Origin of the sequence: Microlunatus flavus, assembly GCF_900110855.1 — a bacterium.
GTDB classification, from domain to species: Bacteria; Actinomycetota; Actinomycetes; order Propionibacteriales; family Propionibacteriaceae; genus Microlunatus; species Microlunatus flavus.
Map to the genome: position 1 here is coordinate 167,910 of NZ_FOFA01000003.1, position 20,814 is coordinate 188,723.

Sequence of the window (20,814 nt, forward strand, 5' to 3'; positions counted from 1 at the left end):
CCTAGAGGCGCAGCATCCCGAGCACCACGTCGGGGGCGAAGAAGCTGCTGTTGCGGTCGAGGCCGAAGCCCCAGCTGCCGGTCATCGCGTGGTAGACGTACCAGCCGAGACCGAAGATCGCGAGCATCGCGCCGAGCAGCACGAGCCCGACCCAGATGCGCATGCGGCGCTTCTGGCCGGTGCTCGGCACCAGCTCCGGGCCCCACTCGCCGAGGCGGGGCTGGACGCGCGGCGGGGTCGACCCGTTGAGGTTCAGGTTCGAGAACGCCGCGCGCAGCCGCATGGCGACCAGAGTAGCGATCGGGGAGTGCGGGCCGAGGGGCCGGAGCAGACTCACAGGGACTGCTCAGGCCGGTCAGGGGTGCAGGACGGCGACCCCGCGGGCGACGAGCACGAAGCGGACCGTCCGGCCGACGAGGACGACGGCGGCGAACCAGCCGAGCCGCATCCGGGTCGCCCCTGCGAGCAGGGCGACCGCGTACAGCGGCGGGAAGCCCGTGACCGCGGCGAGCAGCACGATCGGCAGGCCCCAGCGCTTCTCGCCGACCAGGCGCAGCAGCGCGGCGATGGTGCGGCGGAAGCGCCGACGGGCGGGTCCGACCGGGTGGCTGCGCAGCCGGGCGCGCTGGTGGCGGACGAAGGGGAACTGCCTGCCGCGCCGGACGCCGAGGAAGAGCAGCACCTTGCCGAGGGTCTGGCCGAGCGTCACGCCCGCCACGACGGGCGCGGCGTGCCCGATCGAGGAGAGGCCGGAGACGAGCACGTACCCCTCGGCGTTGGCCAGGGGGACGAGGGCGGACAGGATGCCGTAGCCGAACGACGTCACCAGCTCGCCCAGCTCGGCCCAGCCCCACGCGTCCATGCGCACCCCCGATCCCGGCATTCTGCCTGCCCGCGGGGTTCGTGGACCCGTCGGTGGGGGAAGTTCCAGGGGTCGCGGGTCCCGGCGACCCGCCCGGCGCTACTTGACGAGCGCGGCCAGGTGGTTGAGCCGGGCGACCTCGGAGTCGAGGAAGGCCGGGCCGCCGAGGCGGCCGATGGCGATGACGCGGTCCTGGGTGATCGGGGTGACGACCAGGGTGCAGTCGCCCCAGCCGGGCGCCCAGCCGCTCTCGAGGTCGAGGCGGTGGGTGACGTCGAAGGGCGCGAGGCGCGCGGCCAGCTCGGGGGTGACGTCCGGCGCGAGCGTCGTGGAGTAGGTCATGGCCGGCTCGCCGGGCCCGGTCTGGACGAGGATCGCCCAGTGCGACCGGAACACCACCGGGCACAGCGAGACGAGCGTCTCCGCCGCGTGCACGGGGTCGGCCGTCATGCGCTCCAGCGCCTCGAGGTCGGACTGCAGCCCGCCGCCCTCGGGGTAGCGCGCGATCCACTCCACGCGGACGCCCTCGAGGTTCTGGCAGGCGGTGACGAGCGACTCCGGCAGCTGGCCGGGCGGCAGGTCGACGATGAAGTCGTCGACGACGACCCCGTCGCCCTTCTCGACGATCTCGACGGCGTTGATGTCGCCGCCCACGCCACCCATGGCCGTGGCGACCGAACCGAGCGAACCCGGTCGGTCGGGAAGGGTGACTCGCATGAGGAACACGGCGACATCGTCGCAGAAAAGCGATTACCGGGCGGTTTCAGCGTTGTTGTGTCCTCGCTTCGCTCGGACGCGCCCCGTGCTCCGACCCGCTGCCTTCCTCCCTCTCTCGCACGACGAGAAGCGTGTCGTGCTCCCTCCGTCGTCCAGGCAGCGGCGCACGGGCCGGTCGTGGTCGCGCACAATGCCACTCATGCCTCGGTTCGAACCCTTCCGCGCCCTCCGCTTCGCCGACCGAGACCTCCAGCCGCTGCTCGCGCCGCCGTACGACGTCCTGGACGACAGCGACGTCGACGCGCTCCAGGCGCGCTCGGCGCACAACGTGACGTTCGTCGACGTGCCGCGCGGCGGGGCGGACCGGTACGAGGTCGCTGCTGCGACGCTGCAGGACTGGGTCGACCAGGGCGTGCTGGTCCTGGACCCCGAGCCGTCCTTCACGATCTACCGGCTGCGCTTCACCGACGCGAGCGGGTCCCGGCGTGACGTCGCCGGGGTGCTGGGGGCCCTCGAGGTCCTCGATCCCGGTGCCGACAGCGGGGCGGGCCGCGTCCTGCCGCACGAGCGGACGACGCCGAAGGACTCCACCGACCGGCTGGAGCTGACCCGCGCGACGCGGGCGAACCTCTCGCCGGTCTGGGGGCTGTCGCTCGCCGCGGGGCTCGCCGCGATGCTGGCCGAGCCGGGAGAGCCCGTCGGGCGCCTGGTCGAGCTGACCGAGGGCCTCGGCGGGCCGGAGGTCGTCCACGTGTGGGAGCGGGTGACCGATCCCGAGCGGGTCCGCGCGATCGGCGCGCTCCTCGCCGCCGACGACGTGCTGATCGCCGACGGCCACCACCGCTACGCGGTGAGCCGGACCTACCGCGACGAGGTCCGCGCGGCGACCGGGCGGGACGACACCGGGGCGGAGCGCACGCTGGCCTTCGTCGCCGAGCTCGTCGCCGACCAGCTGAGCGTGGAGCCGATCCACCGGCACTACTCCGGCGTCGACCTCGCCGAGCTCCGGGCGGCGCTGGAGCGCTTCTTCGTGCTCAGCCGGGTGGGGGGCGACCACGGAACCGTCTCGGCGCTGAACGCCACCGCGATGGTCCTGCTCACCGTCGAGGGCGCCTGGCGCCTCGACCCGCGTCCCGGCGTCTTCGACGACGTGCGCGCGCTGGACGGGCTCTGGTTGGAGACCGCGCTCGAGGGCGTCGACGTGCAGGTGGCCTACCAGGACGGCGTCGACGCCGCGCTCGACGCGGTGGCCGACCGGGTCGCGGTGGCCGCGGTGCTCGTGCGCCCGCCGAGCCTGGAGGAGATCCAGCGGACCGCCCGCGAGGGCCTGCTGATGCCGCCGAAGTCGACCTTCTTCACGCCCAAGCTCAAGACCGGCGCGGTGCTGCGGCCGCTGGAGCCGTAGGCCTGGAAACCGGGGGAGCGGGTGCCGTCGGCCGCCCTAGGATGGACAGCCGGGTCGCGCCGTGCGCGGCAGACCCGTCCCGTCCCCTGAAGGAAGAGTGACGCCGCGGTGGCCCTCACCCCGAACGACGTGGCCGACCTGGCCAGGCTGGCCCGGATCGAGCTGACCCCCGACGAGCTGGCCCACCTGGCCCCGCAGCTCGACGCGATCCTGGAGGCCGTCGCGAAGGTCTCCGAGGTCGCGGCCGACGACATCCCGCCGACGTCGCACCCGCTGCCGCTCGACAACGTCCAGCGCGCCGACGTGGTGCGCCCGTCGCTGCCGCGCGAGGCCGTGCTGGCCGGCGCGCCGGCCGCCGAGGAGGACCGGTTCCGGGTCCCGCGGATCCTGGGGGAGGACGCCTGATGAGCGCCGACCTGACCCGCAGCACCGCCGCCGAGCTCGCGTCCGCCATCGCCTCCGGCGAGACCAGCTCCGTCGAGGTCACCCAGGCCCACCTCGACCGGATGGCGGCCGTCGAGCCGGCCGTGCACGCGTTCCTCCACGTCGACGGCGAGCGCGCGCTCGCCGCGGCCGCCCGCGTCGACGCCGACCGCGCCGACGGCAAGCCGCTCGGTCCGCTGGCCGGCGTGCCGGTCGCGCTCAAGGACGTCCTCACCTACGCGGGCGCGCCGACGACCTGCGGGTCGCGGGTGCTCGAGGGCTGGGTGCCGCCGTACGACGCGACGGTCACCCGCCGCATGCTGGACGCCGGCCTGGTGATCCTCGGCAAGACGAACCTCGACGAGTTCGCCATGGGCTCCTCCACCGAGAACTCCGCCTACGGACCGACGCACAACCCCTGGGCCCTCGACCGGATCCCCGGCGGCTCCGGCGGTGGTTCGGCGGCGGCCGTGGCCGCGTACGAGGCCCCGCTCGCCATCGGCACCGACACCGGCGGCTCGATCCGCCAGCCGGCCTCCGTCACGGGGACCGTCGGCATCAAGCCGACCTACGGGGGCACCTCGCGCTACGGCCTCGTCGCCCTGGCCTCGAGCCTCGACCAGCCCGGCCCCTGCGCCCGTACGGTCCTGGACGCGGCCCTGCTGCACACCGTCATCGCCGGGCACGACCCGCTCGACTCGACGTCGATCGACGCGCCGGTGCCCGACGTGGTGGGCGCGGCCCGTTCCGGCGACGTCCGCGGGATGAAGATCGGCATCGTCCGGGAGCTCGGCGGCGAGGGCTACGCGCCCGGCGTCGAGCAGCGGTTCCGCGAGGCGGTCGAGGTGCTGTCCTCCCTCGGCGCGGAGGTCGTCGAGGTCTCCTGCCCGCACTTCTCGTACGCGCTGCCCGCCTACTACCTGGTGCTGCCCAGCGAGGCGAGCTCCAACCTGGCCAAGTTCGACGGCATGCGCTTCGGCCTGCGGGCCGGCGACGACGGCACGCGCAGCGCGGAGGAGGTCATGGGCCTGACCCGCGAGGCCGGCTTCGGCGCCGAGGTCAAGCGCCGCATCATCCTCGGCACGTACGCGCTGTCGAGCGGCTACTACGACGCCTACTACGGGCAGGCGCAGAAGGTGCGCACGCTCGTGACGCGCGACTTCGAGGCGGCGTTCGCGGCTGTGGACGTGCTCGTCTCGCCGTCGACGCCCACCACCGCGTTCCGGCTGGGCGAGAAGGTCGACGACCCGATCGCGATGTACCTGAACGACCTGTGCACCATCCCCTCGAACCTCGCCGGCAACGCCAGCGCGTCGTTCCCGGTCGGGCTCGCGCCGGAGGACGGCCTGCCCGTCGGGCTGCAGGTCATGGCGCCGCCGCTGGCCGACGACCGGCTCTACCGCGTCGGCGCCGCGCTCGAGCGCGCGCTGCAGGAGCGGTGGGGCGGGCCGCTGCTCGCGCAGGCCCCCGAGCTCGCCACGCTCGTCGAAGGAGTCGCCCGATGACCACGACCGCTCCCGACTTCGTCATGGACTACGACGACGCCGTCGGCCGCTTCGACCCGGCACTGGGGCTCGAGGTGCACGTCGAGCTCAACACCGCGTCGAAGATGTTCTGCGGGTGCTCGACCGCGTTCGGCGCCGAGCCGAACACGCAGGTCTGCCCGACCTGCCTCGGCCTGCCCGGCTCGCTGCCGGTGGTCAACGCCAAGGCGGTCGAGTCGGCGATCCGCATCGGGCTGGCGCTCAACTGCTCGATCGCGCGCTGGTGCCGCTTCGCGCGGAAGAACTACTTCTACCCCGACCAGCCGAAGAACTACCAGATCAGCCAGTACGACGAGCCCATCTGCTACGACGGTTGGGCCGAGGTCGAGGTGCCCGACGACGAGGGCGTGCTGCGCACGTTCCGCATCGAGATCGAGCGGGCGCACATGGAGGAGGACACCGGCAAGTCGCTGCACGTCGGCGGTGCCACCGGGCGCATCCACGGTGCGGAGTACTCGCTGCTGGACTACAACCGTTCCGGCGTGCCCCTGATCGAGATCGTCACCAAGCCGATCGAGGGCGCCGGCAAGTACGCCCCGGCCGTGGCCCGGGCGTACGTCGCGATGCTGCGCGACCTGCTGCGCGGCCTCGGCGTGTCCGACGTGCGGATGGAGCAGGGCTCGCTGCGCTGCGACGCGAACGTGTCGCTGCGCCCGACCCCCGACGCACCGCTCGGCACACGGACCGAGACCAAGAACGTCAACTCCCTGCGCAGCGTCGAGCGCGCGATCCGCTACGAGATCACCCGCCAGGCCGCCGTGCTCAGCGACGGCGGGCGCGTCAAGCAGGAGACGCGGCACTGGCAGGAGACCTCGGGCACCACGTCGTCGGGCCGCAGCAAGGAGCAGGCCGAGGAGTACCGCTACTTCCCCGACCCCGACCTCGTGCCCGTGGCGCCGTCGGTCGAGTGGGTCGAGGAGCTGCGCGCGACGCTGCCCGAGGCCCCGGCCGTACGGCTGCGCCGCGTCAGCGCGGAGTGGGGCTTCAGCGAGGCCGAGCTGCGCGACGTCGTCGCCGCCGGTGCGCTCGACCTCGTCGAGGCGACCGTGTCCGCCGGCGCGTCCCCGCAGAGCGCCCGCAAGTGGTGGCTGGGTGAGCTGGCCCGCCGGGCCAACACCGAGGGCGTCGAGCTCGACGCCCTGGCCGTCACGCCGGCCCAGGTCGCCGAGCTCCAGGGCCTCGTCGACGCCGGCACGATCAACGACAAGCTCGCCCGTGAGGTCCTCGAGGGCGTGCTGGCGCGCGAGGGTTCGCCGGCCGCGGTCGTCGAGTCGCGTGGGCTCGCGGTGGTGTCGGACGACGGCGCCCTCGGTGCTGCCGTCGACCAGGCCATCGCCGCCAACCCGGGCGTCGCCGACAAGATCCGTGCGGGCAAGGTCCAGGCCGCCGGCGCCCTCATCGGTGCGGTCATGAAGTCCATGGGCGGCAAGGCCGACGCCGCCCGCGTCCGCGAGCTCGTGCTGGAGCGCCTGACCTAGGCCCGGTGGGCCTGGACCGTCGGGTCGACCAGCACGCGGCGCCGGTTGTCGCGGTCGACCTGGTCGTGGGCCGCGGCGACGTCGGCGAGCGGCAGCGGGTCCGCCGTGCGGATCGTGAGGGCGCCGTCGGCGGCGGCCGCGGTCAAGCCGACCGCCGCCTCCTGCCGGGCCGCCGGCGGGAAGTCGTCGCTGCCGAGCAGCCGGATGGTCAGGTTGTCGAAGAGCATCGGCCAGAAGGGGATGCTCGGCCGGTCGTCGCGCGTCGCGTACGCCGCGATGACCCCGCCGAGGCGCAGCGCCGCGGCGTCGAGGTCGACGTTGTCGGAAAAGGCCACCTCGACGACGCGGTCGACGCCCTGCGGCGCCCGGTCGCGGACCGCACCCGCCGGCTCGTCGACGTCGAGGCTGACGGTGTGCTCGCGCAGCGAGGCGGGCAGGTCGGCCAGGTCGGCGGTCTTGCGGACGGTCGCCACCACCGTGGCGCCCGCGTGCAGGGCGAGCTGGGCGGCCAACGACCCGACGGCGCCCAGCGCACCGTGCACGAGCACCGTCTGCCCGGCGACCGGCCCGTCGGCGAAGACGGCACGGTGGGCGGTGATGCCCGGGATGCCCAGGCACGCGCCGACCGCGTCGGGCACGGCGTCGGGCAGCGGGACCGCCAGCCACGCGGGCACGACGACCAGCTCCGCCGCCGTGCCGAAGGGCCGGTAGGACTGCGCGCCGTGGACCCAGACCCGCCGTCCGACGAGCGCGGCGTCCACGCCGTCGCCGACCGCGTCGACCACGCCGGCACCGTCGCTGTGCGGGACGACGCGGGGGTAGGGCATCGACGAACCGAGCCAGCCCCGCCGCTTCTTCGTGTCGCCCGGGCTGACGCCGGAGACGGTCAGCCGGACGCGGACCTCTCCGGGCCCCGCGGCGGGATCGGGCAGCTCACCGACCTGCAGGACCTCCTCGGCCGGTCCCTGGCGGTCGTACCACGCAGCTCGCACGCCTCAGGCGTCGCTGGTCTTGACCGACAGCACCGGAACCGTCGCCTCGAGGATGAGGCGCTGGGCGATGCTGCCGAGGACGGCCTTGCCGATGGGGGAGCGCTTGCGGACGCCGACGACGAGGCGGGTGACCTCGGAACGTTCCTCGATGGCCTGCAGGACCTGCTCGACCTCGTCGACGTCACCGCCGGCCCGCGGGACGACGACCTCGTACGGGACCTCGGTGGCGATCGAGGAGGTGTCGAGGTCGGACCCGGTCAGGTTGACGACGGTGAGCTGCACGTTGAGCAGGTCGGCCTCGTTGGCGGCGGCCTCGAGGGCGGCCCGGCCCTCCGCGCTGTCGGTGACGGCGACCAGAACGCTCATGCTTCCTCCTGCGGTGCTGGGGCTTGTCCTGCGCATGATGCCGCACCGGCCAGGGTCCTCGACGGGGGCCTTCGCCTCAGGGGTCGAGGACGTCGTCGAGGAACAGCAGCATCGCGCCCAGCAGGCGCCGCCGGGACGAGGCACGGCGGTACTCGTGGCCCTCGCCGTGCAGCGTCAGGAGCTCGACGCGGCGTCCGAGCGTCCGCAGCGCGTCGACGACCTGCGTCGCCTCCCCGTACGGGACGTTCGTGTCGAGCTCGCCGTGCACGACGAGCACCGGCACGTCGATGTTCTCGACGCGCTGCATCGGTGAGAGCGCCCGCAGCAGCGTCCAGTCGCGCGCCGGGTCGCCGTACTTGGTGACCGCCGCGGCCGCGATCCAGGGCTCGGTGTCGCGGTAGAAGGTGTGCAGGTCCGACATGCCGCAGATGTCGACCCCGCCGGCGAAGACGCCGGGGTGGAAGGCGAGCATCGCCAGGGTGAGGTAGCCCCCGTACGAGCGCCCCGTCACGGCGACCCGCCCGGGTTCGGCGACGCCGAGCCGGACGAGGAAGTCCTCGCAGGCGAGCACGTCGTCGAAGGCGTCACGACGTCCGTGCACGTCGTCGGCGTGGACGAACGCGCGGCCGAAGCCCGACGAGCCGCGCACGTTGGGCGCGAAGACCGCGATGCCCGCCGCCGCCATCGCCTGGTGCTGCGGGTTGAACGTCGGGCGCTCCTGCGCCTCCGGCCCGCCGTGCAGGCTCAGCACCGCCGGCCCCGGCCCGGTCCAGCCCGGCGGGCGGTAGAGCCAGCCCGTGAGCGGCAGCCCGTCGCGCCCGTGGAGGAACTCCAGCGTCGGCGACACGAGGCGGGCCGCCGGTGCCGCGGGCCGCGCGGTCGCGAGCGTCCAGGTGCGGCTGGCCACGTCGAGGCGCCACAGCTCGCGCGGCCGTTCCGGGCCCTCGACGGCCACCAGCGCGGTCGAACCGTCGCGGCTCAGCAGGGCGCCGCTGACCACCGCACCGGGCAGGCCGTCGACGACCTCGCCCTTCCCGGTCCAGGCGTCGACGAGCTCGAGCTCGGAGCGGCCGCCGGCGACGTTCCAGACGCAGAGCAGCGTACGGCCGGCGTCGTCGGCGTCGAGGCCCTCGAGCTCGGCGTCGGGACGCGGTGCGAGGACGCCGGACTGCCCGCGCCAGCCGGCCGGGCCGAGCGGGATGGCCACGAGCTGGCGGCGGGGGAGGCCGGCGTCCGTGGCCAGGTACGCGATCAGCGGCGGGCCCGCGGGACGCCCGGGCGGGTCCGGGTCGCCGGGCGGCGCCGGCCGGACGAACGCCCGGTCGGTCGACCCGGTCGCCGGATAGGGCAGCAGCGGGTGGTCGGCGTCGGCGACGCGGTCGACGACCACGCAGAACTGCCGCCCCCGCTGGCCGTCACGCAGGACCACGTGGTCCTCGTCGACCGACAGGTCGAGCACCGAGATCAGCTCGCCGGTCGCCAGCGCGTACATCTCGCCCGACGCCGGGTCGACGAGGTAGGCCCGGGTCGGTTCGCCGGCCGTCTCGCCGGGGACGGACACGCTGAGCCGGTGGCCGCTGCGGGTCCAGGGACCCAGCTCGGCGTGGACCGTCGTCGAGCCCGCGACCCGGCGGGCGTCGGAACCGTCGGGGCGCACGACCCACACCTGCGTCCGGACGCCGCCGCCCGTCGCCACCGCGCAGGCCAGCCAGCCGCCGTCGGCGGACCACTCCACCTCGACGACCGGGTCGTCGCCCAGCGCGACCTCTCGGGCCTCGGGCAGCGCGGCACCGCCGGCTCCGTCTCCGCCGCTGTCCGGCAAGTTCTGCACGAACAGCCGCGGGCTCCCGGTGCGGTCGCTGACGAAGGCGATCCGGGTGCAGTCGGGCGAGAGCGTCGGCGCCCAGCTGCCCCAGGCGTCGACCAGCTCTTCGCCCAGCCGGACGGCGTCCGCGAGCGCCCGGTCCTCGGTGCGCACGTCAGCCGACACCGTGGTGCTGCAGCCACATCTCGAGCAGCCCGAGCTGCCACAGGGCGTTGGAGCCGAGACGGGTGCGGGTGCGGTTCGGGTCCTTCAGCAGCGACTGCACCGTGTCGGCCCGGAACAGCCCGCGCCGTCGCGCGGCCGGGTCGGTCAGCGCGTCGCGGACCCGGTCGAGCATCGGGCCCTGGAGCTGGCGGATCGCCGGCACCGGGAAGTAGCCCTTGGTGCGGTCGATGACCGCATCGGGCACGACGCCGCGGGCGGCACGCTTGAGCACGCCCTTGCCGCCGTCGGCGAGCTTGAGCTCCGGCGGGATGCGCCCGGCGAGCTCGACCAGCTCGTGGTCCAGGAAGGGCACCCGCGCCTCGAGGCCCCAGGCCATGGTCATGTTGTCGACCCGCTTGACGGGGTCGTCGACGAGCATGACCGTCGTGTCGCTGCGCAGCGCGGCGTCGACGGCGGTGTCCGCGCCCGGCGCCGCGAACCGCTCCGTCACGAACGCGTACGGGGCGTCGTGGTCGACGAGCCAGTCCCGCGACAGCAGGCCGGGCATCGCCGACCAGCGACGGTCGAAGAAGACGTCCGCGTACGCCTCGACCGCGTCGGCGCGGGGGACCCCGACCAGCGGCGGGTACCAGTCGTAGCCGCCGAGCACCTCGTCGGCGCCCTGCCCGGACTGGACGACCTTGACGCTCTTCGAGACGTCCTCGCTCAGCAGGAAGAAGGCCACGCAGTCGTGGCTGACCATCGGCTCGCTCATCGCGGCGACCGCGGCGTCGACGCCGGGCAGCAGGCGGGCGTCGTCGATGGCGATGCGGTGGTGGTCGGTGCCGAAGTGCTCGGCGACGAGGGTGGAGTACTCGAACTCGTCGCCGGACTCGCCGCCCGCGCTGTCGAAGCCGATGCTGAACGTCTTGAGGTCGTGCTGCCCGGCCTCGGCGAGCAGGGCGACGACCAGCGACGAGTCGATGCCCCCGGACAGCAGCACGCCGACCGGCACGTCGGCGACCATCCGCCGGTCGACCGCGACGCGGAGCTTCTCGAGCAGCGCCTCCTCCCAGTCGCGGCTGCTCCAGCCGGCGCGGTCGGGGTCGCGGGTGAACGACGGCGTCCAGTAGGTGTGCTCGCGCCACGTGCCGTCGGGCTCGACGACCCGGACGGTCGCGGGCGGCAGCTTCTTGACGCCGTTGAGGATCGTGCGCGGCGGCGGCACGATGCTGTGGAAGCTCATGTAGCAGGCGAGCGCGACCGGGTCGATCGAGGTGTCGGTGCCGCCGCCGGCGAGCAGCGCGGGCAGCGACGACGCGAACCGCAGCCGCTCGGGCGTCTGGTCGAGGTAGAGCGGCTTGATGCCCAGGCGGTCGCGGGCCAGCACGAGCCGGCCGCTGGCGTGCTCCACGACCGCGAAGGCGAACATGCCGAGGAAGTGGTCGACGCACGAGGTGCCCCACTGAGAGTAGGCCTTGGCGATCACCTCCGTGTCGGAGGTCGAGAAGAAGCTCATGCCCAGGCCCTGGAGCTCGTGGCGCAGGGCCTTGTAGTTGTAGATGCAGCCGTTGAAGGCGACCGTCAGGCCGAGCGCGGAGTCCACCATCGGCTGGGCGCCCGCCGGGCTCAGGTCGATGATCGACAGCCGTCGGTGCCCGAGCGCGACCGGCCCGCGGGCCCACACCCCGGAGCCGTCGGGCCCGCGCCGCTGCATCGCCTCGGTCACGCAGGCGCAGGCGGCGACGTCCGCCGACCGGCCGTCGAACCGGATCTCCCCGGACAGTCCGCACATCTATCTCTCACCTCGCACCCGGTCGTGCCCTGAAGCCCCTGGCTTCCTCCTCGCTGCGGTCGCCGGCCCTGGGTCGGCCTCCGCGCGGGTCGGGAGCCGGCGATCCTCGCTCGTCGTCCAGCCAGGACCCGGGCCCGACCTGCCCGATGCTCGGTGAGTCATCTCTCACCTCTCGTCTCGTCGAGCTCCGGGTCGAGCACGACCCACGTGTCCTTGGCCCCGCCGCCGCGCGAGGAGTTCACCACCAGCGAGCCCTCGGGCGCCATCCGGGTCAGGCCGAGGCCGGCGACGACGACGTCGTCGGGACCCGTGCCGGTGACGTAGGCGAAGACGCGCAGGTCCACGTGCCGCGGCTGCAGGAGGCTGCCCGCCAGGGTGGGGTGCGACGAGAGCGCCACGACCTCCTGCGCGACCCAGCCCGCGGGGTTCGCGGCGATCTCGGCGCGGCGGGCGGCGACCTCGGCCGCCGACGCGTCGGGCCCGATGAGCACCCCGGCCCCGCCGTGGCCGTCGACCGGCTTGGTGACCAGCTCGCCGACCCGGTCGAGCACGACGCGGTACTCGGCCGCGTCCCCGGTGCGGTAGGTGGGCACGGACTCGATGACCGGGTGCTCCTCGAGGTAGTAGCCGATGAGCTCGGGCACGTAGCAGTACATGGCCTTGTCGTCGGCGACGCCGTTGCCGGGCGCGTTCGCCAGCCGGACGCCGCCCGCGACCGCCACCTCGAACGCCTCCGCGCCGACCGGACGGCCCGCGGCGTCGACCAGGTCGACCAGCTCGACGTCGAGGCGCAGGTAGAGCGCGTCGAGGCGTCGCCCGTCGCGGTGCCGCACGGTTCCGTCCGCCACCTCGAGGTCGTCGGCCGTGACGAGCACGAGACCGGCGCGCTCGGCGAGCAGCGCGTGCTCGAACCAGGCCGAGCTGCCCGGCCCGCTGGAGAGCAGCGCCGCCGTACCCGCGTCCTCGCCGCCGAGCAGGGCGCGGCGCAGCAGGGGCATCGCGGCACCGGGGTCCTGCAGGCCCGCCGGGCGCGGCAGGTCCGGCATGACCGCGTCCAGGAGCTCGCGGACGGCGAGGGCGTACCCCGCCCCGGACGGGTTGCGCACGTTGTCCTCCAGGACGCGCCAGCCGCCGAACTCGTTGCGCACCAGGTCGAAGCCCATCACCGGCGCACGCACCGCGCCGGTCGGCAGCCGCCGGGCCTCCTCACGCCAGCCGGGGGACCCCGTGACCAGCTCGGGCCGCAGGACGCCGTCGCGCACGATCCGCTGCTCGCCGTAGACGTCGCGCAGGAAGGCCTCGATCGCCCGGGCGCGCTGACCCAGGCCGCGGACGAGGTCGTCCCACTCGTGGGGCGACACGATGCGCGGGACGAGGTCGACGCTGAACGGCTGCTGCGTCCCGTCGACCCCGAAGGTCATGCCGCGCTCGTCCACCCACGCGTCGCGGGCCCGGGTCCGCTCACCGATCCGGTCGGCGCCCAGGTCGCGGAACACCTCGACCAGCGCCTCGTACGCGGGCCGCGGGCGGCGGTCCGAGCCCACCGCCTCGTCGCCGGCGCGGGAGCGGTAGCGACGCAGCTCGGGCGCCGCCGGTCGCGGACCCTCGGCGGGGCCGCGCGTCTCGGCCACGACGAGCTCCATGACGTCGGTGAGCCGGCCCCGCTCGGCGTACGCGGCGCGCTGGCGGTCCGCCGAGTTGCCGCGGGCCAGCGTCGCCTCGGCCAGCCACCGCACCTCGTCGGCGTCGCCCAGCTCGGCCAGCGGCCCGGACAGCCGCTCGACCATGGCCCACACCGCGTCGGCGGCCGGGACGGGCCTCGGGTGCAGGCTGTGGTCGAGCAGGTTGCCGCGCAGCCCGCCGCGCGCCGCCTGCCACAGGGCCGCGCGGTGCACCGGGGCCGGGACCGGCTGGTGCGGCCGGCCCTCGAGCACGTCGATCTCGGCGGCCCGGACGGCGGCGCGGAACAGCCCGGCTATGAGGATCGCGTCGTCGACCACCGGGCAGGCGTCGCAGACCCGCAGCTCCAGCGTCGGCGCGTGCGACGAGGGCCGCACGTCGAAGTAGGCCATCTTCTCGTCGGCGATGACGCCGCTGCTGATGAGGTCGGCCAGCAGCGCGTCGTACTCGGCGGCCGAGGCCAGCGGGCCGGTCGCGCCCGCGGTCGGCCAGCGCTGCCAGATGATCGTGCGGATCGAGGAGTAGCCGGTGTCCTGCTCGTTGAAGTACGGCGAGCTCGCGGACAGCGCGGTGAGCACCGGCAGGTCGCGGGCGACGCGCTGCATGATCTCGACGGCCAGGTCGCGGTCGGAGACGCCGACGTGGATCTGCAGCCCGCAGATCAGCTGCTCGTCGACGAGCATGCGGTACTGCTCCTGCATCCGCCCGTAGCGCCCGGTCGTCGTCAGCTCGAAGTCGGCGAAGGCCGCGCTCGGCGCCGTGCCCGCCGCCGCGATGCCGACGTTGTCCTTGGCCGCCTCGGACACCAGGAGCCGGCGCAGCCGGAGCAGCTCGGCCCGGAGCCCGTCGAGGGTGGTCACCACCTCGGTGTTCGTCTCGACCGTGGTCCGCTGGATCTCGGCGGAGTAGTTCTCGCCCGGGAGCCGCGACAGCAGCTGCGGCGCGCGCCCGACCAGCTTCTGGCTGTCCAGGTCGACGAGGTGCAGCTCCTCCTCGGCCCCCAGCGTCAGCTCGGCGGGCACGGTTCCCCCGGTGCGGCCCTCATCTGCGAGACCCTAGAGCCGCCTTGTTACGAACCCGTCAACGCACGGGCCGGTCCGCGTCCGGGCGGAGCAGGACAGCGCTACCGCCGGCGGGCGAGGAGCAGCAGGCCGAGGCCGCCGAGGAGGCAGGCGAGGCCGACCCAGAACCAGAAGCGGACGCCGGTCATGAAGCTGCCGGGCAGGTAGCCCAGGCCCTGGCCGACCCAGACGGCACCGATCACGAGGGCGACGACCCCGACGACGCGCACGACGACGCGGGCGGCCGGGCTCACGAGTCGCTCTGGTCCATGCCGAGGAGCTGCTCCACGGCGTCGGGCTCGCCGACGAGGCGGACGTTCGCGGCCCGCGTACGGCCGTGGGCGAGCAGGGTGAGCTCGCTGGGGGCGCCGACGGCGGTGACGATGTGCGCGCCGGCGGCCGCGCGGATGGTCTCGGGCTGCCCGTCGGCGTCCTGCGAACCCTCGCGCTCCAGCACCACGCCGACCTTCGCGCGGCGGAACTGCGCCCTGGCCAGCAGCTTGAGCCGGCGCCACAGCCAGCCCTCGACGTCCTCGGGCAGCGCGCGGGCCGCCAGGGGTGCGTCGCCGGCGCGGCGTACGTCCTCGTGGTGGACGAAGTACTCGATCGTGTTCGCGCCCTCGTCGACGCCCGGGATCGCGAACACCGAGAAGCGCGCGGGACCGTTGCGGACCTTGTCGACGAGCTCGGCGTACGGCCAGCGCGTCTTGGCCTCGGTCATCCGCCGCTCCAGCAGGCCCGCGAGAGGCCGGGCGACGATGCCGCCGGCGCCGACGGGGTCGGTCTCGCGGATCCACAGGTGGGCGGCGAGGTCGTGGGCCGTCCAGCCCTCGCAGAGCGTGGGGGCCTCGGGGCCGACCTGGTCGAGGAGGTCCGCCAGCTCGGCGCGCTCGGACTGGGCAAACGTCACGAGGGTCGATGGTAGTGGCGCGGGGACGGGACGCTCCGAGCGGCGAGACGGCTCGGGCGCGCGGGGGACACTGGTCGGGTGACCGCCTCCGCTGCCCCGACGACCGTCCCGGCCTCCTCGCTCGACCCGGCGCTCGCGGCGCTGCTCAAGCGCGACGCGGCCGGCCTGGTTCCCGCCGTCGTGCAGGACGAGGAGTCCCGCGACGTGCTGATGGTCGGCTGGATGGACGACGAGGCGCTGCACCGCACGCTCACCACGGGGCGCTCGACGTTCTACTCGCGCAGCCGCGGCGAGTACTGGGTCAAGGGGGAGACGAGCGGCCACCGGCAGTGGGTGCGCGGGGTGCGCCTCGACTGCGACGGCGACACCCTCCTCGTGACCGTGCGCCAGGAGGGGCCGGCCTGCCACACCGGCGACCGGACCTGCTTCGACGCGCGCGAGCTGCCGGCGCTCGTCATCGGCCCCGACACCCTTCCCGACGCCGCGCCCGCCCCCGGGACGGCCGCGTGAGGTCACGTCCGCTCGCCCTCGGCGGGCTCGCCGTCGGGGCCGTGCTCGCCCTCGTCGCCGGCTCGCGCGCCTGGTGGCGCGCGTCCGGCACCGGCGTCTCGGTGAGCTTCTCCGGCACGGAGGCGAGCGCCGGGCTGGCCCAGGCGCTGGCGCTCGTGGTGCTCGCCGGCGCGCTGCTCGGCCTCGTGCTGCGCAGCCGCGGGCGGCGCGTGCTGGGGGTGCTGCTCGCCCTCGCCGGCGTCGGCGTGGTCGTGCTTGGGGTGACCCGCCCGCGGCCGGCGTCCCAGGCGGTGCAGAGCCGCGTGCTCGAGGTGAGCCTGGCCGACCAGTTCGCGCTGGTCGGGACCCCGTGGCCGTACGTCTACGCCGCCGCGGGCCTCGTGGTGCTGGCGGCGGCCGTGCTGATGGCCGCGCGGGCGGGACGCTGGCCGACCCGTGCCGCCCGCTTCGAGCGGGCCGGCGTGCCGGCGGCGCGCACGGCCCCGGCGGTCTCGGACGACCCGGCCACCCTCTGGCGCTCGATGGACGCGGGCGTGGACCCCACCGTCGAGCAGGACCCACCGGCGGGTCCGCCCGACGGGGCCGGTGCGCAGGAGGTGCCGGGCCGGGTGACAATGGGGCCCCGGGCAGCCGCCCGGACCGACGAGCCCACCTGACGGGTGGGGGCAAGGAGCAGCGTGATGGCAGCCCCGTCCCGTGCCGCAGACCCGTCGGGCACCGCCCGCCGGTCCGAGATCTCCGACTCGCAGGGCGAGCGTCACAAGCACGTCCACCACGGCCAGACGCTGGCCGCCTGGGTCGGCAGCCTGACCGCCATGGTCGCCGTCGTCATCGGCGGCTTCGGCGTGGTCTTCCAGAACTGGGTCGTCTTCGGCGTCGGCGTCGTGCTGCTCGCGGCCGCCGGCATCGCCGCGCTCGTCCTGCAGAAGACCGGGCACGGCGCCTACTAGCCCAACCGGCCGTCCGGCCGCCCGCGAACGCCACCGACGCAGGGGAAACGTCATGGGAGTGCTCGACGACATCGTCGCCGGGGTCCGCGAGGACCTCGAGCTGCGCCAGGCCGACGTGTCCCTCGACACGCTCAAGGAGCGCTGCCGTCACGTCGACCCGGCGCTCGACCCGATGCCGGTGTTCCGCGGGCCGGGCGTGTCGGTGATCGCCGAGGTCAAGCGCTCGAGCCCCAGCAAGGGCGCGCTCGCCTCGATCGACGACCCGGCCGAGCTCGCCGGGCAGTACGAGGCGGGCGGCGCGGCGGTGATCTCGGTGCTGACCGAGCAGCGCCGCTTCTCCGGCACGCTCGAGGACCTCGTCCGCGTCCGCGCCCGCGTCGACGTCCCGGTGCTCCGCAAGGACTTCATCGTCACCGCCTACCAGCTCTTCGAGGCCCGGGCCGCCGGCGCCGACCTCGCGCTGCTGATCGTGGCCGCCCTCAGCGACACCGAGCTGGTGGGGCTGGTCGAGCGCGCCGAGTCCATCGGGCTCACGCCGCTCGTCGAGGCCCACACGGCCGAGGAGGTGCAGCGCGCGGTCGACGCCGGCGCCCGGCTCATCGGCATCAACAACCGCAGCCTGCAGACCCTCGAGGTCGACCCGACCACCTTCGCCCGGCTCGCCCCGTCGATCCCCGACGGGATCGTGCGCGTCGCCGAGTCCGGGGTGCGCGGGCCGCGCGACGTCATCGAGCTGGCCCGTGCCGGTGCGGACGTGGTGCTGGTCGGCGAGGCGCTCGTCACCGGTCGCGACCCGCGCAGCGGGGTGGCCGACCTGGTCGCCGCCGGGGCGCACCCGGCCGTGCACCGCAGCTGACCCGTACGGCCGAGCGCGCGCTGACCACCGCTCGGCAAAGCGGGAGGGCCGCGCGGCCACGCGCCGTATCCTCGGGCCATGGTCAGCGCCCTGCCCGACGCCCGCGGTCACTTCGAGGACTTCGGGGGCAAGTTCGTCCCCGAGGCCCTCTGGACGGCGCTCGCCCAGCTCGAGCGTGAGTTCCGCTCGGCGATGGACGACCCCGGCTTCGGCGACGAGCTGCGCCGGCTGCTCGCCGACTACACCGGGCGCCCGACGCCGATCACGGTGGCGACGCGCTTCGCCGAGCACGCGCGCCCGGCGGACGGGCCCGCGCCGCTGATCCTCCTCAAGCGCGAGGACCTGAACCACACGGGCTCGCACAAGATCAACAACGTCCTCGGGCAGGCCCTGCTCACCCGCCGGATGGGCAAGACCCGCGTCATCGCCGAGACCGGGGCGGGTCAGCACGGGGTCGCGACCGCGACCGCGGCGGCCCTCTTCGGGCTCGAGTGCACCGTCTACATGGGCAAGGTCGACACCGAGCGCCAGGCCCTGAACGTCGCCCGCATGCGCCTGCTGGGCGCCGAGGTCATCGCCGTCGAGTCCGGCACGCAGACGCTGAAGGACGCGATGAACGAGGCGATGCGCGACTGGGTCGCCAGCGTCGACGAGACGCACTACCTGATCGGCACCGTCGCGGGGCCGCACCCCTTCCCGCTGCTGGTGCGCGAGTTCCAGCGCGTCATCAGCACCGAGGCCCGCGCCCAGGTGCTCCAGACGTACGGCCGGCTGCCCGACGCCGTCGCGGCCTGCGTGGGTGGCGGCTCCAACGCGCTCGGCATCTTCGCCGACTTCATCGGCGACGAGGGCGTCGCGCTGCACGGCTACGAGGCCGGCGGCGACGGTGTCGAGACGGGGCGGCACGCCGCGACCATCTCGGCCGGCTCGGTCGGCGTGCTGCACGGCATGCGCACCTTCGTCCTGCAGGACGAGGACGGCCAGACCAAGGACTCGCACTCGATCTCCGCCGGCCTCGACTACCCCGGCGTCGGCCCCGAGCACTCCTGGCTCGCCGCGACCGGACGGGCGACGTACGAGGCCGTCACCGACACCGAGGCGATGGAGGCGTTCCGCCTGCTCACGCAGACCGAGGGCATCCTGCCGGCCATCGAGTCGGCCCACGGCCTCGCCGGCGCCCTGCGGCTGGGCCGCAACCTGGCCCCGCGGCCCGACGGCCAGCCGCCGATCGTCCTCGTGAACCTGTCCGGCCGCGGCGACAAGGACGTCGACACCGCGATCCAGTGGTTCGGCGTGGACACCCGCGGCACCGGTTCGGAGTCCGGCCGGCCGGTGGGCACCAACCTCAGCGATGACCCCGAGCTCGACCTGACGCTCGACGAGAGCGGCCCCGCGAGCACCACCGCGGTGCAGCTGTGACGTTCGACGTCGGCCGTTCGGGCGGGGCCTTCGTGGCGGCGAAGGGGGAGGGCCGCGGCGCGCTCGTGGGCTTCCTCCACGTCGGCTACCCCGACGTCCCGACCTCCCTCGACGCCATGCGGGCCCTGGCCGGCGACGGCGAGGGGCCCGGCGTGGACCTCGTGGAGGTCGGACTGCCCTACAGCGACCCGATGATGGACGGCGTCACCGTGCAGCGCGCCGGCACGCGGGCGCTGCAGCGCGGCGTCCGCACGCGGGACGCCTTCGCCGCGGTCGAGGCGGTGGCGGAGGCCGGCACCCCGGCGGTCGTCATGACCTACTGGAACCTGGTCGAGCACTACGGCGCCGACGCCTTCGCCCGCGACCTGGCCGCCGCCGGCGGGGCCGGCCTGATCACGCCCGACCTGACGCCGGACGAGGCGGAGACCTGGTTCGAGGTGTCCGACGCCCACGGCCTCGACCGCGTCTTCCTGGTGTCGCCGTCGTCCACCGACGACCGCCTCGCCGAGACGGTGGCCGCCTGCCGGGGCTGGGTTTACGCGACCTCGGTGATGGGCGTGACCGGTGCCCGCGCCCAGAGCTCGACGGCGGCGCCGGGCCTCGTCGCGCGGATCCGGGACGCGGAGCCCGACGCCCTCGCGGGCGTCGGCCTCGGGGTGTCCACCGGTGCGCAGGCCCGGGAGATCGTCGCCTACGCCGACGCGGCGATCGTCGGCTCGGCCCTGGTCAAGACCCTGCTCGACGCCGAGGACCGCGGCACCCCCGACGACCTCACGGCCCTGCGGGGCCTGGTCGCCGAGCTGGCCCGCGGGGTGCGGGGGGAGTCGTGACCCCGCTCTTCATCCCCAGCCCGAGCGAGAACGTCTGGCACCTCGGGCCGCTGCCGCTGCGCGCGTACGCGCTGTGCATCATCGCCGGGATCATCGTCGGGATGATCATCGCCACCCGTCGCTGGCGGGCCCGCGGCGGGACGTCGGACGCCCTGGAGTCGGTCGTCGTCGTGGCCGTCCCGGCCGGGATCATCGGCGCGCGGATCTACCACGTCATCACCGACTACGAGCTCTACTTCGGCCCCGGCCGCCACCCGGTCGACGCCCTCAAGATCTGGCAGGGCGGGCTCGGCATCTGGGGTGCGGTGGCCCTCGGCGCGCTCGCCGGCTGGGTCGTCGCCCGTCGCCGCGGCATCCGCTTCGCGGCCCTGCTCGACGCCGTCGCGCCGGGCATCGCCGTGGCCCAGGGGATCGGCCGGCTCGGCAACTGGTTCAACTCCGAGCTGTTCGGCCGCCCGACCACGCTGCCCTGGGGCCTGGAGATCGCTCCTCGCTTCCGGCCGACCGGCTACGAGCAGTACGCCACCTTCCACCCGACGTTCCTCTACGAGCTCATCTGGGACATCGGCGTCGTCGCCGTGCTGCTGGTCGTGCTCGACCGGCGCTTCCGCCTCGGTCACGGCAAGGTCTTCGCCCTCTACGTGATGCTCTACTCGCTCGGCCGCTTCTGGATCGAGGCGCTGCGCATCGACACGGTCAACGAGATCGGTGGCTTCCGCCTCAACAACTACACGTCGCTGATCACCTTCGTCGGCGCCGCCCTGGTGCTCGCCTGGCTCGTGCGCCACCGCCCCGGTCGCGAGGCCGTGGTCGAGGACGGCGCCGCGGGCGCCACCGACGACGCGCCGGCCGCCGACCAGGCCCACGAGGCCCAGGAGGGTCACGAGGCCCGCACCGACGACGCGGACGCCGAGGCCGGCGACGCGCACGCCGCGGCCGGCACGACCGGACCCGCCCTCGACGGCGCCCAGGTGCCGCCCGAACGGTGAGGCCGGGTCGCCGGCGCCGGTATGCTAGGGCTGCCTAGGATCTCCGGCCGCGCCACCC

General features: G+C 74.6%; 20 protein-coding genes and 1 pseudogene. 11 read left to right on the forward strand and 10 right to left on the reverse strand.

Annotation, left to right across the window (positions count from 1 at the left end):
- Window position 1 precedes the first annotated feature (1 nt).
- The 3 genes from BMY04_RS08565 to BMY04_RS08575 form a co-directional block, all read right to left on the reverse strand.
- On the reverse strand, window positions 2-337 hold the full coding sequence (locus tag BMY04_RS08565) for a hypothetical protein (RefSeq protein ID WP_139209799.1): 336 nt from the start codon (window positions 335-337) through the stop codon (window positions 2-4).
- Window positions 338-355: 18 nt separating this feature from the next.
- A complete protein-coding gene (locus tag BMY04_RS08570) occupies window positions 356-868 on the reverse strand; it encodes a YqaA family protein (RefSeq protein ID WP_091178859.1) in 513 nt (170 codons plus the stop codon).
- 93 nt (window positions 869-961) lie between these two features.
- Window positions 962-1,579: an ACT domain-containing protein gene (locus BMY04_RS08575; protein ID WP_091179620.1), complete on the reverse strand. Its 618-nt coding sequence runs from the start codon at window positions 1,577-1,579 to the stop codon at window positions 962-964.
- 199 nt (window positions 1,580-1,778) lie between these two features.
- Between BMY04_RS08575 and BMY04_RS08580 the strand changes: the two genes are divergently transcribed.
- The 4 genes from BMY04_RS08580 to gatB all read left to right on the forward strand — a co-directional run bounded on the left by BMY04_RS08580 (window position 1,779) and on the right by gatB (window position 6,429).
- A complete protein-coding gene (locus tag BMY04_RS08580) occupies window positions 1,779-2,984 on the forward strand; it encodes a DUF1015 family protein (protein ID WP_091178861.1) in 1,206 nt (401 codons plus the stop codon).
- Between the two features lie 108 nt (window positions 2,985-3,092).
- Complete coding sequence (gene gatC / locus BMY04_RS08585; RefSeq protein WP_091178863.1) at window positions 3,093-3,389, forward strand: Asp-tRNA(Asn)/Glu-tRNA(Gln) amidotransferase subunit GatC; 297 nt, start codon at window positions 3,093-3,095, stop codon at window positions 3,387-3,389.
- Window positions 3,389-4,912 (forward strand): Asp-tRNA(Asn)/Glu-tRNA(Gln) amidotransferase subunit GatA, encoded by a 1,524-nt coding sequence (gene gatA / locus BMY04_RS08590; protein WP_091178865.1) that lies wholly within the window; start codon window positions 3,389-3,391, stop codon window positions 4,910-4,912. The genes gatC and gatA overlap by 1 nt, the downstream gene beginning before the upstream one ends.
- Window positions 4,909-6,429: an Asp-tRNA(Asn)/Glu-tRNA(Gln) amidotransferase subunit GatB gene (gatB, locus tag BMY04_RS08595; protein ID WP_091178867.1), complete on the forward strand. Its 1,521-nt coding sequence runs from the start codon at window positions 4,909-4,911 to the stop codon at window positions 6,427-6,429. The genes gatA and gatB overlap by 4 nt, the downstream gene beginning before the upstream one ends.
- Here the strand turns inward: gatB and BMY04_RS08600 are convergent.
- The 7 genes from BMY04_RS08600 to BMY04_RS08630 form a co-directional block, all read right to left on the reverse strand.
- Window positions 6,426-7,421, reverse strand: a complete 996-nt coding sequence (locus BMY04_RS08600; RefSeq protein WP_091178869.1) for an NADPH:quinone reductase — start codon at window positions 7,419-7,421, stop codon at window positions 6,426-6,428. The two genes, gatB and BMY04_RS08600, sit on opposite strands and share 4 nt — an antisense overlap.
- 3 nt (window positions 7,422-7,424) lie before the next feature.
- A complete protein-coding gene (locus BMY04_RS08605) occupies window positions 7,425-7,787 on the reverse strand; it encodes a universal stress protein (RefSeq protein ID WP_091178871.1) in 363 nt (120 codons plus the stop codon).
- A 76-nt stretch (window positions 7,788-7,863) separates the two neighbouring features.
- Window positions 7,864-9,765 carry a S9 family peptidase gene (locus BMY04_RS08610; RefSeq protein ID WP_091178874.1) on the reverse strand — a complete coding sequence of 634 codons (1,902 nt, stop codon included), beginning with the start codon at window positions 9,763-9,765 and terminating at the stop codon, window positions 7,864-7,866.
- A gap of 1 nt (window position 9,766) precedes the next feature.
- Window positions 9,767-11,551 (reverse strand): N-acetylglutaminylglutamine amidotransferase, encoded by a 1,785-nt coding sequence (locus BMY04_RS08615; protein WP_091178876.1) that lies wholly within the window; start codon window positions 11,549-11,551, stop codon window positions 9,767-9,769.
- Window positions 11,552-11,709: 158 nt separating this feature from the next.
- On the reverse strand, window positions 11,710-14,253 hold the full coding sequence (locus BMY04_RS08620) for a carboxylate--amine ligase/circularly permuted type 2 ATP-grasp protein (RefSeq protein ID WP_198410023.1): 2,544 nt from the start codon (window positions 14,251-14,253) through the stop codon (window positions 11,710-11,712).
- A 101-nt stretch (window positions 14,254-14,354) separates the two neighbouring features.
- Window positions 14,355-14,546: a hypothetical protein gene (locus BMY04_RS08625; protein ID WP_091178878.1), complete on the reverse strand. Its 192-nt coding sequence runs from the start codon at window positions 14,544-14,546 to the stop codon at window positions 14,355-14,357.
- A complete protein-coding gene (locus BMY04_RS08630) occupies window positions 14,543-15,202 on the reverse strand; it encodes a TIGR03085 family metal-binding protein (protein ID WP_091178880.1) in 660 nt (219 codons plus the stop codon). Before BMY04_RS08630 ends, BMY04_RS08625 begins: the two co-directional genes overlap by 4 nt.
- A 78-nt stretch (window positions 15,203-15,280) precedes the next feature.
- Between BMY04_RS08630 and hisI the strand changes: the two genes are divergently transcribed.
- The 7 genes and pseudogenes from hisI (at window position 15,281) to lgt (ending at window position 20,756) form a co-directional block, all read left to right on the forward strand.
- Window positions 15,281-15,712 (forward strand): phosphoribosyl-AMP cyclohydrolase, encoded by a 432-nt coding sequence (hisI, locus tag BMY04_RS08635; protein ID WP_091178881.1) that lies wholly within the window; start codon window positions 15,281-15,283, stop codon window positions 15,710-15,712.
- Entirely contained in the window at window positions 15,709-16,368 is a 660-nt protein-coding gene (locus tag BMY04_RS08640; protein WP_170854058.1) for a Trp biosynthesis-associated membrane protein, read from the forward strand. Before hisI ends, BMY04_RS08640 begins: the two co-directional genes overlap by 4 nt.
- 24 nt (window positions 16,369-16,392) lie before the next feature.
- The gene (locus BMY04_RS08645) at window positions 16,393-16,662 is read left to right on the forward strand and encodes an HGxxPAAW family protein (protein ID WP_091178886.1); all 270 of its coding nucleotides are present in this window, start codon (window positions 16,393-16,395) and stop codon (window positions 16,660-16,662) included.
- Between the two features lie 52 nt (window positions 16,663-16,714).
- Complete coding sequence (gene trpC / locus BMY04_RS08650; protein ID WP_091178888.1) at window positions 16,715-17,518, forward strand: indole-3-glycerol phosphate synthase TrpC; 804 nt, start codon at window positions 16,715-16,717, stop codon at window positions 17,516-17,518.
- Between the two features lie 78 nt (window positions 17,519-17,596).
- Window positions 17,597-18,817 (forward strand): annotated as a pseudogene (trpB, locus tag BMY04_RS08655) (tryptophan synthase subunit beta); the annotation flags it as partial.
- Between the two features lie 116 nt (window positions 18,818-18,933).
- On the forward strand, window positions 18,934-19,767 hold the full coding sequence (gene trpA / locus BMY04_RS08660; RefSeq protein ID WP_091178891.1) for a tryptophan synthase subunit alpha: 834 nt from the start codon (window positions 18,934-18,936) through the stop codon (window positions 19,765-19,767).
- A complete protein-coding gene (gene lgt / locus BMY04_RS08665) occupies window positions 19,764-20,756 on the forward strand; it encodes a prolipoprotein diacylglyceryl transferase (RefSeq protein ID WP_091178893.1) in 993 nt (330 codons plus the stop codon). The genes trpA and lgt overlap by 4 nt, the downstream gene beginning before the upstream one ends.
- The last annotated feature ends 58 nt before the right edge of the window (window positions 20,757-20,814 follow it).